This is a genomic window from Leptotrichia sp. oral taxon 215 str. W9775 (assembly GCF_000469505.1).
In the GTDB taxonomy this organism is placed as follows: domain Bacteria; phylum Fusobacteriota; class Fusobacteriia; order Fusobacteriales; family Leptotrichiaceae; genus Leptotrichia_A.
In genome coordinates, this window is record NZ_KI272826.1 from 1 (window position 1) to 13,803 (window position 13,803).

The 13,803-nt window shown below is 35.0% G+C and carries 12 protein-coding genes; 10 read left to right on the forward strand and 2 right to left on the reverse strand.

Features of this window, described 5'->3' with window-relative positions; all coding sequences use genetic code 11:
• Positions 1 to 2,581, reverse strand: a 2,581-nt coding sequence (locus HMPREF1984_RS01015) for a Hep/Hag repeat protein (protein ID WP_021766002.1), incomplete at its 3' end; no start/stop codon positions are given.
• Between the two features lie 655 nt (positions 2,582 to 3,236).
• Entirely contained in the window at positions 3,237 to 3,926 is a 690-nt protein-coding gene (gene gpmA / locus HMPREF1984_RS01020; protein WP_021766003.1) for a 2,3-diphosphoglycerate-dependent phosphoglycerate mutase, read from the reverse strand.
• 223 nt (positions 3,927 to 4,149) lie between these two features.
• Here gpmA and hemC point away from each other — a divergent pair, with 223 nt between their 5' ends.
• The 10 genes from hemC (at position 4,150) to hemB (ending at position 13,547) form a co-directional block, all read left to right on the forward strand.
• Entirely contained in the window at positions 4,150 to 5,097 is a 948-nt protein-coding gene (gene hemC / locus HMPREF1984_RS01025) for a hydroxymethylbilane synthase (RefSeq protein WP_021766004.1), read from the forward strand.
• Positions 5,090 to 6,586: a uroporphyrinogen-III C-methyltransferase gene (gene cobA / locus HMPREF1984_RS01030; protein WP_021766005.1), complete on the forward strand. Its 1,497-nt coding sequence runs from the start codon at positions 5,090 to 5,092 to the stop codon at positions 6,584 to 6,586. The genes hemC and cobA overlap by 8 nt, the downstream gene beginning before the upstream one ends.
• 84 nt (positions 6,587 to 6,670) lie before the next feature.
• The gene (locus HMPREF1984_RS01035) at positions 6,671 to 7,216 is read left to right on the forward strand and encodes a hypothetical protein (RefSeq protein WP_021766006.1); all 546 of its coding nucleotides are present in this window, start codon (positions 6,671 to 6,673) and stop codon (positions 7,214 to 7,216) included.
• Between the two features lie 98 nt (positions 7,217 to 7,314).
• Positions 7,315 to 8,385, forward strand: a complete 1,071-nt coding sequence (gene cobT / locus HMPREF1984_RS01040) for a nicotinate-nucleotide--dimethylbenzimidazole phosphoribosyltransferase (protein ID WP_036099327.1) — start codon at positions 7,315 to 7,317, stop codon at positions 8,383 to 8,385.
• 20 nt (positions 8,386 to 8,405) lie between these two features.
• Complete coding sequence (locus tag HMPREF1984_RS01045; RefSeq protein WP_021766008.1) at positions 8,406 to 9,053, forward strand: histidine phosphatase family protein; 648 nt, start codon at positions 8,406 to 8,408, stop codon at positions 9,051 to 9,053.
• Positions 9,050 to 9,838: a precorrin-6A reductase gene (cobK, locus tag HMPREF1984_RS01050; protein ID WP_021766009.1), complete on the forward strand. Its 789-nt coding sequence runs from the start codon at positions 9,050 to 9,052 to the stop codon at positions 9,836 to 9,838. Before HMPREF1984_RS01045 ends, cobK begins: the two co-directional genes overlap by 4 nt.
• A 52-nt stretch (positions 9,839 to 9,890) precedes the next feature.
• A complete protein-coding gene (gene pncB / locus HMPREF1984_RS01055; RefSeq protein WP_084408378.1) occupies positions 9,891 to 11,270 on the forward strand; it encodes a nicotinate phosphoribosyltransferase in 1,380 nt (459 codons plus the stop codon).
• 55 nt (positions 11,271 to 11,325) lie between these two features.
• Positions 11,326 to 12,054, forward strand: a complete 729-nt coding sequence (gene cobS / locus HMPREF1984_RS01060; RefSeq protein ID WP_021766011.1) for an adenosylcobinamide-GDP ribazoletransferase — start codon at positions 11,326 to 11,328, stop codon at positions 12,052 to 12,054.
• Between the two features lie 36 nt (positions 12,055 to 12,090).
• Positions 12,091 to 12,576: a bifunctional precorrin-2 dehydrogenase/sirohydrochlorin ferrochelatase gene (locus tag HMPREF1984_RS01065; protein ID WP_021766012.1), complete on the forward strand. Its 486-nt coding sequence runs from the start codon at positions 12,091 to 12,093 to the stop codon at positions 12,574 to 12,576.
• A complete protein-coding gene (gene hemB / locus HMPREF1984_RS01070) occupies positions 12,576 to 13,547 on the forward strand; it encodes a porphobilinogen synthase (RefSeq protein WP_021766013.1) in 972 nt (323 codons plus the stop codon). Before HMPREF1984_RS01065 ends, hemB begins: the two co-directional genes overlap by 1 nt.
• The last annotated feature ends 256 nt before the right edge of the window (positions 13,548 to 13,803 follow it).

The window sequence follows — 13,803 nt, forward strand, 5'->3', positions numbered from 1 at the left end:
CAGCAGTTCCACTATTAGCAACAACATTCCAAGCTGTAGTATCTTTAATTTTCTGTACTCCGGCAGGATCCAGATTATCTAATTTTTTTGTTGCCGCATTATCTATTTTATCCTTAACATCTTGCTTAAGTTCCATTGTAATTGTGTTTCCTGCAGCAGTTGATGTTAAGTATGTTCCATCCCCTTTTACAGTAAGTGTCTGGTCATGAAGACGTACATCTGCTCCTCCAGAAGTAGTATTTCCTGCTATTTTAAGGTTTGTAGACTTTAACTGAGCTACGTTTACTGCATCAGTATCTTCCTTACCTGCAGCAACTCCTGTAATTTGACGAGTTTTATTTGCACCGTCTCCAACAGATACTGCTGCCATATTAGCAGTTTTAGCAGTTCCTGCAAGTCCTGAGTAAACATTTGAACGGCCATCAGCCATATCAAATCCTGTTACACCTGCAGCTGTAGTTGCTTTAGATTCACTTCCAAGAGCAACTCCGTTTGCTACAGTTGCACTTGAATCTTTACCTATAGCAACTGCATTAGTTCCTGCTGAACCTACACTTGCTTTTGTACCAAATGCGATAGAACTTTCAGCCTGTGCTTTTGCGTTTGCACCTATTGCTGTAGCTCTAGCCGCTGTTGCCTGAGTATTGTCTCCTCTTCCTTGTTCCAATGTAGCTGTGTTGGCATTTGTAATACCCCCGATTGCGATAGCCTGTTCGTGAGTAGCGTCAGAAGCGGCTCCGACTGCGATACTTCCTCCTAATCCACCATCAGCTGTAGAACCACCTCTTGCTGCAACCCCTAAAGCAACTGATCCTGTTGATATTGTGGAAGATTGTCTACCACTACTTATAGAGTTATCTCCTTTTGCGTATGCTCCTACACCTGTTGCGATAGATGAAGTTCCTTCAGCATTAGAAAAGTAACCTAAAGCAAGACTCAGGTTTTTAGAACGGGCTCCTACCCCCATACTCATTCCCTGATAATCAGAGTATGAATTTGCCCCTATTGCAATACCTTGTGTTCCGACATAACTTGGATCAGCATAGATATTGTTTTGTGCAAGGCTAGTACCCATGTATGTACTGTTATCATCATTTTTATAACGGCCAATTGTTGAACCGGAATTGTTTGTAGTATTATCAACTTTAGCTTCGTGTCCTATTGCTACTGAACCTTCTGAATTAGTACTTGCCTTATTACCGATTACAACACTGTTTTTACCAGTTTTTGTCCATTGGGTAGGTGCACCTGAATTCATAACCTGTTCCGTAGTTTTTGCCCCATTACCTACAACAACAGCATTTTCTGATGTAACAGTTGCACTAGCGTTTGGTCCTATAGCTATTGAGTTTGTAGCTAAAGCTCCTTTATTATCTGCGTTTCCTGTTTCTGTAGAATTTATTGATACGTATTTAAATCTGTCCTGTAAAGTTTGAGCTACTGAATATAACTGCGATCCGTTTATCGCATCAGTAGATGTTGCACTGATGTTACCTGCCGCAACATTTTTAATTTGACGGTTAAATGTACCATTTTTACCTATTGAAACAACATCTCCAACTTTTGTACCGCTTCCACCGGCGAAATTGTTATATGTAACTCCGTTTATTGTTACGGAAGTTTCCTGTGTACCTGTAGCATTAGCTGTAGTTGCCCCTCCTCCAATAGCAACAGAGTTGTCAAGATCAGCTACTGCACCTGTCCCTACAGCTGTTGCATTTACTTTGTTAGCCTTGGACATAGTACCGATAGCAAGTGATAAATCCCCTGATATTGATTTAACACCAAGGGCTACTGCACCACTTCCTGATTTTGTTGCATTAAAACTTGTAATATCCCCAGGTGCCACTCCAGCCAGATCACTCATTGCTGTTGAAAGGCTAGCGGTTTTCGAACCTGAACCTAATGTATACGTTACTGATTTAGCAGCAGCTTTTTGAAGATCATCTCCCCCTATTGCTATGGATGAATGTCCTTCAGCTATAGTATCTCCCCCTATTGCTATAGATTGATCCCCTTTTGCCCAGGCTCCTCCACTGTCACCGTATTTACGAGCACCTGCATCTCTTGTTGTTCCACTTCCTCCTATTGCTATTCCTTGAGATGTATGAACTGAGGTATTATTATCATCTCCAACCATGGCATTTGCACCAATAATTACATTATAACCTCTTGTTTTACTAGCAGTATTAGGTAGTGTTTTGGCATTTAGTCCTTGATTGTATAAACCTGCCCCTGCTCCGATGGCAACATCAGACTCTCTGAGAGCTGTAGCATTTTCTCCTATTGCTACAGCTTTGTTATAACCTGTAAAAGAACCTTTACCTGTTGCGATAGCACTCATACCATTTGCAATGGCAGCATCACCACAGGCTATTGCATCAGTACCTGGTGCACTTCCTAGAGTTGTAGGATTTCCTGTAGTTACCCCGGTAACTCTAACTGTACAAACATTTCCTCCATACAGTTTCTTATCTTCTGTCGTTATTGTTCCTGCAGCTACTGCAGCTGCCAGAAAACATAATTTATTTTTAAATTTTCCCTTTTGTGTTTTTCTTTCTTCTTTCTTCTTTCTACTCATTATATCTCCTTATTCTCAATTATTTTTCGTTTTATTGTACATTGTATCAAATAAGTAACAAAAATACAAGAAAATTCTTAAGTTATTCTTTGCACAAAATTTTTGATGTTTGAATTTTATACTTATAAACTTTCTTTAACCTAGTAATCAAGATAATTAAGAAAAATAGCGTTTGATATTACAAATGTTTTTTAATATGGTTGTGTAACTTTAGAAAAATTAAAATACTTTGTTATTTTTGATTTAAATGGAGTATTTTTTTATTATTGATAAATTAAAGAAAATCATTGTATATTGAAAAATATTATAGGTAATTTGAAAGTTTAGAATAGAAAAAGAGTTTTTTATTTTAAAAATGATGTTATTAGTTAATATTTAATTAATGAATGTTAACAAATTGTGAAAAAAAACTTTGCAAAGCCTTATAACATAAGTGAAGAAGTTGTCTCATGTGCAGGAACAAATTCACTGACATAAATAACAAATTTTAAAAAAATTCTTTCGTATCTGTTAAGATATGAAATGTCTATAAATAGTGAAAATTCCTGCCTTGTGGGACAACTCCCATAATTTATGTTTTATACGAGTAAAAATTTAGTAAACGAAAGGATATATTGTATCCATATTTTCATTATTTTTAGATAGTTTCCTGATTTTAAAATAATTCAGGTGCAGAAACTATTTCAAGCTTTTCATTAATTTCAAAAATTAAAGGCTTTCCTGTAGGAAGATTTAACTCCAGTATTTTTTTATTGTCAATTTTCAGCAGATACTGGATTAAAGCCCTTAGACTGTTTCCGTGAGCGGCTACAATTACATTTTTCCCTTTTTCTATTTCCTTTGAGATATGTGAATCCCAATATGGCAGTACTCTGTGAATTGTATCTTTCAGGCTTTCCCCTCTAGGACATTCATCAGCAGGGATATCTTTATATCTTTCCTGGAATAGTGGATAGTTTTCCTTGTCATCGGTGCTTATCTGTGGAGGAGCCACATCAAAACTTCTTCTCCATATGTGAACCTGTTCATCCCCATATTTTTTTGCAGTTTCAGCCTTGTTCAGCCCCTGCAGTGCCCCGTAATGTCTTTCGTTAAGTCTCCAAGTCTTATAAACAGGGATATATAGCTGGTCAATTTCTTCAAGTATGTAGTTCAAGGTTTTGATGGCCCTCTTCTGAAAGGATGTAAAGGCAACATCAAAAACATATCCGAGTTCCTTCAAAGATTTTCCTGCGGCTTTTGCTTCATTTATCCCTTTTTCAGTCAGGTCGACATCAACCCATCCGGTAAATCTGTTCTGAAGATTCCATTCGCTTTCTCCATGTCTTACAAGTACTAATTTCATAAAATTACCTCCTGTGTGTAAAAATTAATTGTAACAGATATTCTCCATACAATTTTATTATATACCTATCAGATAAAAAAATAAAGGAATAAAGTAAAAATCTTAAATAAATATGGTATAATGCTTAAAGCATCAGTTATTTCGGAAGGGAAGACCTGGAACAGATAAAAATCCGTAATAACTGTTATACAGAAAAATTACTGAAGGAATTGGATGAAGATAGATGAAAACAAATGAAATAGTAATTGGAACAAGAGGGAGCATTCTGGCCCTCGTACAGGCAGAAAAAGTACAGAAAATGCTGACTGAAAAATATGAAGAATTAAGAAAAAGAGATGATTTTAAAGGGATAAAAGGATTTGACAGGGATTTACCGTTAAATGTAAGTCTTGAAGTTATAACCACAACAGGAGATAAAAATCTGAAAAACTTTTCTGAAATGAAAAAGGCGGTACAGAAGGAACTTTTTGTAAAGGAAATAGAAAAGGAAATGATCGAAGGGAAGGTGGATCTGGCGGTACACTCCTTAAAGGATATGCCACTTCGTACTCCTGAAGGCCTTTTAAATGCATGTTTTCCTTTGAGGGAAGATAACAGGGATGTGCTTATTTCAAGAAACGGGTTAAAGTTAAGTGAATTGCCTGAAAATTCCGTGGTTGGAACTGGAAGTGCAAGAAGGGAAAAGGAAATACTGAATTTAAGAAAGGATGTCCAGGTAAAACCTATCCGTGGAAATATTCATACGAGACTGAAAAAACTTGATGACGGAGAGTATGATGCAATAGTTCTTGCGGCCGCAGGGATGAAAAGGGCAAAACTTGAAGACAGAATAACAGAATATTTTGATATTGATACATTTATGCCTGCACCTGGTCAGGGAATACTGTGTATACAGTGCAGGGAAAATGATGAAAGGATAAGGGCTCTGCTTGAAATAATAAATGACAGCGAAGTTACCCTCATGTGTCAGGTTGAAAGGGAATTTTCCAGAATATTCAATGGAGGATGCCACACACCGATAGGATGTTCTTCTGCCATTGAAGGAAGTACATTGAAACTGAAGGGCATGTACAGTAAGGACGGGAAAAGAATATTTAAGAAGGTGGAAGGTGACAAAAATAAGGCAGGGGAACTTGCAGAAAAATTAGCCGGGGAGATAAGAAATGAATAATAGAGGAAAAGTTTACATTGCAGGAGCAGGATGTGGAAATGAAGGGCTTATAACAGTGAAGCTTAAAAGTGTAATGGAAAAGGCTGAATGCATAATTTACGACAGGCTTGTAAATGAAAGCATACTGCAATATATGAAACCTGATGCGGAGCTTATTTACATGGGAAAGGAAAATGTAGAAGGTGGAGAACTTCAGAAAAAGATAAATGAAATAATAGTGGAAAAAAGCAGGGAAGGACTGACTGTATTAAGGCTTAAAGGTGGAGATCCCTTTGTATTTGGGCGTGGTGGGGAAGAAATAGAAGCCCTTATAGCAGAAAATATAGATTTTGAAGTAATTCCCGGAATAAGTTCGGCAATTGCTGTTCCTGCCTATGCTGGAATACCTGTAACACACAGGGGGATAAACACTTCCTTTCATGTATTTACAGGGCATATGAAAAAAGATGGAATTGAGCATGACTACGAAACTGTTGCAAAACTGGAAGGAACTCTGGTTTTTCTAATGGGACTTGGAAATCTTGAAAAAATCACGGAAAATCTTATAAAACATGGAAAAATGCATGAAACTCCGGTGGCAGTTATAAAAAATGGAACAACTGCAAAACAGGAAACATACACGGGAACATTGGGAACAATAGCAGGGATTGTAAGAGAAAATAATGTTAAAGCGCCGGTTATAATAATAATTGGTGAAGTGGTAAATTTAAGGGAAAAAATGAAATGGTTTGAAAATATGCCGTTATTTGGTAAAAATATACTGGTTACGAGAAATAGGGATAAACAGGAGGAAATTACAAGTAAAATAATTGAGTTTGGAGGTCAGGCCATAAATATTCCTTTTATAAATATAGAATATCTTGATTTTGAAATGCCGGATCTTTCAAAATACAGCACACTTCTGTTTAACAGCCTAAATTCAGTAATCGGATTTATGAGGAAAATAAAGGATATGAGGGTGCTGGGACACTTAAAAATAGGTGTTGTAGGGAAAAAAACAGATGAGGAAATGAAAAAATACAGGATAATTCCGGATTTCTATCCAAAAGAATATACAGTGGAAAAACTTGCCGCTGAAAGTGTAAACTTTACAGAAGAAGGAGAGAATATATTGTTTATAGTATCTAACCTGTCTCCTGTAAATGAAGAAAAATATACGGAATTATATAAAAGAAATTATGACAAACTTGTGGTGTATAATACGCATAAACTGAAAATTGACAGTGAAAAGGCAAAAAAATATGTAAAGGAAAGTGATATACTGATGTTTCTGAGTTCATCAACTTTTGAATCTTTTGCTGACAGCATTCACTTAAGTGAAAACGATGAAATGAAGGAAATGCTAAGCAAAAAAATACTTGCATCAATAGGTCCTGTAACAACAAAAACTATAGAAAAATATGGACTGAAAGTGGAAATAGAAGCAGAAGAGTATACTGAAAACGGACTTCTTCGGGCAATTCTTGATAAAACTGCTTCGGAAAAATAAAATATATGAGAATTTTCAGTTTATTTTCATTTTAAAATGGTATATAATGTATACACAAAATAAAAAAGGAAGAAGGAATAACAGATGAGAAAAGTACTTTTAGTAACAGCAATACTAGCAGTATCAGTTTTAGGAATGTCAGCAACAACATCAGCCGGATATGTAAATAAGGCAGCAGGAAAAGCATCAGTTGCAACAGGGAAAATATCAGAAAAAACAGCTGAGGCAACAGCTTTAAATTTTATTAATATTTATTACAGTAATTTACGAAATCAAATAGATGACAGTAAATGGTTTGAAGCACAGCCACTTACCAATAATTTTAAAAAAGCATATAAAAATCAGGAAAGAGCTATAGAAATATCGGAGCAGATTTTATCTGGGAAAAAAGTAAGTAAAGCAGACCAGGAATTTTCCAGAAAATATTCAGTAGACTATACTCCAATATTTGGTGCAAGAATATTTTATTTAGATGAAAATTCGGTTTTTGTAGTGAAATCATACAATCAGAAAACAGGAATTGTTACTCTGAAGGATGAAAAAACAGAAATAGAACTACCTGTAAAAGTAGTGAATGTTAAAGGAAAATGGTTAATAGAAGGAGCAGGGACTGTAAATATTTCCGAATAGAAAAATAGAATAAATATAATGGTATGAGAGCTTGAAATTGCTCTCATATTTAGTTACAATATAAATTAAATAGAGTATTAAAGGAAGAAGGGATTTCTTTGCGTTATTCAAAAATTCTGGATGAAACAATAAAAAATATAGTGCCTGCCAGCAGGGAAAGAATGGCAGAAAAGGAAAGGGAACTGAATTCTCTCCTGAAGACACCGAAAGGCCTTGGAAAGCTTGAAAATCTGGCAATACAGCTTGAAGGAATAAAGAAGGATTACAGGCCTGAAAAGAAAATAGTCGTTGTAATGGCTGCAGATAATGGAGTGGAAAGGGAAAAAGTCAGTAAATCAAAGAGAATTATTACCCAATATGTGGTAGAAGCCATGCTGCAGGGGAAATCCTCCATAAATGCCCTTGGAAAGACATTTGGAGCAGATATTGAGGTAGTTGACCTTGGAATAGATGAAACTGCTGACCCGGAAGGGAAAATAAGTCTCGAAGGAATTATAAAAAGGAAACTTATGGAGACAGGAACTCATAATATAGCCGAAGGACCAGCAATGGCTTATGATACAGCTGTAAAGGCTATTGAAACAGGAATAGAAATAGCCGATATTTTTGCTGAAAAGGGATATAATCTTTTTGCCACAGGAGAAATGGGAATAGGAAATACCACTACAAGCAGTGCGGTACTGAAGGTTCTTACTGATCTGCCGCTGGATGATATTACAGGATACGGGAGCGGAATAGATGACAGAACTCTTGAGCATAAAAAAAATGTTATAAGGAAAGCGATTGATGTGAATAATGGTAAAGAAAAAATAGATGTTTCTGATGCGGCTGATGTACTGTCAAAGGTTGGAGGACTTGATATTGCAGGAATGGCAGGGGTATACCTTGGATGTGCAAAAAACAGTATTCCAGTTGTAATAGACGGATTTATTTCATCAGTGGCGGCATTATGTGCATACAGGCTATGTAGAAATGTGAAAGACTATATGATTCCTTCACATATGAGTGAAGAGCCTGGAATGAAGTACATTATAAAGGAACTGGGAATGGAGCCATTTCTTGCTATGAATATGAAACTGGGGGAAGGAACAGGAGCTGTAATGATGTTTCCTGTAATAGAAGCTGCATGTAATATAACCCGTACAGTTAGAAAATATCCTGAAGTGTAGAAAGAAAGGGAAGTAAAAAAATGAATGGGAATTGTAATAATAAAAATGATAAAGTACTGAAATTATACATTGTAAGACACGGGGAAACAGAATGGAATGTAATTAAAAGGTTTCAGGGACAGCTGAATACACCATTAACGGAAAAGGGAATGGAGAAATTAAGGAAAACAGGGAAAAAGCTGGAGAATGTTTTATTTGATGAGGTTTATACAAGTGAACTGGGAAGAACTGTAGCATCTGCCGAAATAATTTTAAATGAAAACAGAGGATATAAGAATAAAAAACGGGAACTGCAAAAGCTTGCCGAATTAAATGAAGTTTATTTTGGAGTGTGGCAGGGATTGACTTATGAGGAAGTTTTCCTGAAATATCCTGAAGAAGGGAACAATTATTTCTATAATGTGAAAAATTATAAGGCTGAAAATGTGGAGGCTGAAAAGCTGGAGGATGCTCTGGAGAGATTTTTAAAAGGGATAAATAAAATACTTGATAGCCATGAATCAGGAAATATACTTGTAGTAACTCACGGAACAGTATTTGAGATGTTTATGAATTATGTGGCAAATGACAGTATATTTGATATTGATGAAAGAACTCTTATGGGTAACGGAGATTATAAGGTTTTCAGTTATAAAGATGGAAAATTTCAGGAGGAAATGGATAAATGATATGGATAGTCGGAGGAACAAAGGATTCAAGGGAAATATTTGAAAAACTAGCAGAAGAAACTGACATAAGCATACTTGTCAGTACAGCAACAGAATATGGTGGAAAACTTCTTGAAGAATATATTGAAAAAAATAGAAATGACAAAAGGGAACTGAAGGTAATGTCTGAAAGACTTAATGAAGGACAGATGAAGGAGCTTATCCTGAAGGAAAATATAAGTCTTATTGTGGATGCCAGTCATCCTTATGCTGTAAATGTGAGCAATTCTGTAATAAAAGTGACAGATGAAATGAATGTGGGATACATAAGATTTGAAAGGAAAATGCTTGATTATGGCAGTGAAAATGTGAAAAAATTTGGATCTGTCGGTGATGTTACTGCATTTGTAAAAGAAATGGAAGGTAAAAATATACTGAGTACCCTAGGTTCAAACAATCTGGAAGAAATAAAGCCAATGGGAGAAAAAAATAATCTATATGTAAGAATACTTCCTACGGTGGATTCTGTAAAAAAGGCAGAAGATCTGGGATATCTCCCCTCAAAAATAATAGCGTTGCAGGGGCCTGTAAGTAAAGTGCTTAACAAGGCAATGCTCGAGTCCTATAAAATAGATTATCTTATAACAAAGGAAAGTGGAGCAACAGGGGGAGAAATTGAAAAAATTGAAGCCTGCAGAGAGTACGGTACAACAGTCCTTGTAGTGAAAAGACCTTATGTAAATTACGGAAAAGTTTACAATGAAATTAATGAACTGATAGAAGATGTGAAAAATAAAGTATTGTAACAGAAAATGTAAGTGAATACAGGATAATATAAAATACAGAATGAGGTTACTTATGGACAGATTTTTTAAATTTCTAAATTCAGACAGATATCAGTATGCTGAAAGTGAAATATACCTGAAAAACAATATGCATAATCAGACTGCTGTTTTTGATGTATTTTTACGTACCAAAAATGAAAATGACTGTGCCATAGTTTATGGAATATCTGATGTGCTGGAACTCATAGAAATACTGAATGAAACATCCTACAAAGATAGAAAAAAATATTTGTCAGAATTATCAGATAATGAAGATTTTATAGAATATATGGCTAATATGAAGTTTACAGGTTCAATCAGGGGAGTAAAGGAAGGGGAAATTATTTTTTCAAATGAACCAATTCTTACAATTACAGCACCCCTAATTCAGGGGAAAATTCTGGAAACGCCAATTCTGAATATACTAAACTATCAGATTCTTACAGCAACGGTAACATCAAAAATTGTACAGGCGGCAGGTGGCAGGGATGTACTGTTTTTCGGAACAAGGAGAGTACCGGGCTTTGAAGCTGCAATGTCTATGACAAAGGCCTGTTACGTGACAGGATGCATATCCCATTCAAATATTATGGGGGAATATTTCTATAATTTAAAAAGCACCGGAACTATGACACATGGATTTATTCAAAGTTTTGGTATGGATAAAGATTCAGAATACAGGGCATTTGACCAGTTTATAAAAACATACAGCCATAAAAAATATCCTTTAGTAATGCTAGTTGACACATATGACACAATGAAAAGTGGTATAACAGCCGCAATAAGGGCATTCAGGGATAATGGAATAAATGACGGATACGAAGGAATGTATGGAATCAGGATAGATTCAGGAAATCTGGAAGAATTATCAAAAAAATGCAGGAAAATTTTAAATGAAAATGGATTTTTCAAGGCAAAAATAATTCTCACAGGAGGGCTTGACGAACAAAGAATAAAAGAACTTATAGAAAATGGAGCAGAAGTTGATGTGTTTGGTGTAGGAGATGCCATTGCACTGCCTGAAAAGGAAATAAGCACAGTGTATAAAATGTCTAAAATTGATGAAACTGATGTAATGAAAATTTCTGATGAAGAGCAGAAAACTTCGTTGCCTGGAAGCAAGGAACTGTACAGAATTTATGAAAATAATGACTTTACGGATGTTATAATGCTTGAAAAAGAAACACCGGAAGGAAAAAATGTAAAAAAACTTACAGTTGACTACATAAAAAATGGAGAAAAAATTGAGGAAAACTGCCGATTATTAGGATTGGAGGAAGCTAAAAAGTACTATAAGGATAATTTGCTATACCTTCAAAAAATATACAGTGAAAAAGAAAAAAGAAACAGGGTAAAGCTTTCAGAAAATTTGAAAAAATTGAAGGAAGACCTTATAAAAAGTAAAAAAAGTTGATATTTAACTGATATGTTTTTATAATATAGAAAGAATAAGTTAGAAGGAAAGTAAAATGATAAAAGGATTTATAATTTTATTACAGTTTATGACAAGGATTCCTGTTCCTGTAAAAGTTGAATATGATGAGGAAAAACTCGGGAGAGCAGTAAAGTTTTTCCCTCTGGCAGGATTGATAATAGGGCTTTTTCTGTTTGCAGTAAACTTTCTTGCCGGAAAAGTTATAGATAACAGGCAGATTACTGCAGTAATTATAATAATGGCAGAAATATTGATAACAGGCCTTATACATATTGATGGTCTGGCAGATACTGCCGACGGGCTTTTCAGCTATGCAGATAAGGAAAGAATGCTGGAAATTATGAAGGATTCGAGAATAGGGACAAATGGAACGGTGGCACTTATACTGTATTTTCTGGTAAAGGCCGTGTTTCTTGCGGCAGTGAACCCGGAATACATTCTTCTTTATCCTGTAATTTCAAGAATGGCCACATCAATAAATGCAGGGCTGGGGGAATACGCCAGAAAGAAGGGTATGAGTAACGGGATAATTGAGAAAAATGGGAAAAAGGATGCGGCTGTTTCTATCGCTATAACAGCGGTACTATCCTTTGGAATATTGAGATTGAAGGGGCTGATTGTTTTAGCATTGGCGATACTTTTCATACTTTTTTTCATGGAAAATGTAAAAAGAAAAATAGGTGGAATAACCGGGGATACAATGGGAGCATCCCTTGAACTTACTGCAATATTAGTTCTGTTTGCAGGAATAATATTGAAATAATATATAAAAATAAAAAATTAGGAGAAGGAGAGGATTATGTTTTTTCCATTATTTGTAAATATTGAGAATAAAGAAGTATTAATTATTGGCGGGGGAAAAATAGGTGGAAGGAAAGCACAGACTTTAAGGGAATATGGGGGAAATGTTACTGTGTATTCTGAAAAAGTTACAGAAGAAACAATACTGGCAGATGAAAATATAAAAGTAGTAAATAAAAATGTATCACACGATGAGGGAGAAATAAAGGAACTTGTAAAAAAATATTTTCTTGTGGTGGCGGCTACAGATGATACTGAATTAAACGACAGGATATCGCATGCGTGCATGTGTGAAAATATACTTGTAAACAATGTTTCTTCAAAAACTGAAATGAATGCCATGTTTACGGCAGTTGTGAAAAACGATGAATTTCAGATAGGAATAGGTTCTTACGGAAAAAGCTGCAGAAGATCAAAGGCTTTAAAGGGAAAAGTACAGGAGCTTATAGATGAAATTTCAAAAACAGAAAAAGAGGTTGAATAATGTATAAAAGACATAGAAAATTGAGAAATAGCAGTGCAATAAGAAATTTAGTCAAAAATATTTATCTTGAAAAAGGAGATTTGATATATCCTATTTTTATTGAAGAAGGGGAAAATATAAAAAGAGAAATTAATTCGATGCCCGGAATTTTCAGATATTCCATTGACAGAATTGATGAAGAGCTGGAAGAACTGAAAAAACTCGGAATAAGCTCCATATTATTATTTGGGGTACCTTTACATAAGGATGAGTGTGCTACGGAAGGATATAATGAAAATGGGGTTATTCAGAATGCAATAAGATATATAAAAAAGAAATATCCTGAATTTTTAGTAATTGGTGATGTATGCTGCTGTGAATATACAAGTCATGGCCATTGCGGAATACTTGATGAAAAAGGAAATGTGAAAAATGATGAAACTCTGGAAGTGCTGTCAAAAATAGCATTGTCCTATGCAAAGGCAGGTGTGGATATAGTTGCACCTTCAGATATGATGGACGGAAGAGTGAGAAAAATATCGGAAGTTCTTTCAGAAAATGGATTTAATAATATTCCGATTATGTGTTATTCTGTAAAATATTCATCTTCATTTTATGGGCCTTTCAGGGAAGCGGCAGGTTCAGCACCAAAATTTGGAGACAGAAAGTCCTATCAGATGGATTTCAGATATTCAGGAGATGCACTGAGTGAAGTGGAAGCTGATCTCATGCAGGGGGCTGACATGGTAATAATAAAGCCTGCAATGGCTTATCTGGATATACTTTATAAAATTAAGGAAAATTTTGGAGTTCCTGTTATAGCCTACAGTGTTTCAGGAGAATATTCCATGATAAAGGCTGCGGCAATTAATGGCTGGATAGATGAAAAAAGTATAGTCATGGAACAGATGTATGCTTTTAAAAGGGCAGGAGCAAATGCAGTAATAACGTATTTTGCAAAGGATGTGGCACGATATCTTGATGAGGGATAATTTTTAAAAATCAATATATAGGAGATGAAAAAACTATATTTATTTCATTTATTATAATTTTACTTATCTAAAACAGTCATTCATTAAGAAAAAATCAAAAACTCGCCAAAGGCTCAGACATTGATTTTTTCTAAATTCATTTTCTGTTTTGTATTGTAAAATTCTAAATAATTCATAAATATAGTTTTTTATTTATATAGATTTTTATAAAATAAATAGTACTTGTATATGTTTTGAAAATAAAATATAATAAAAT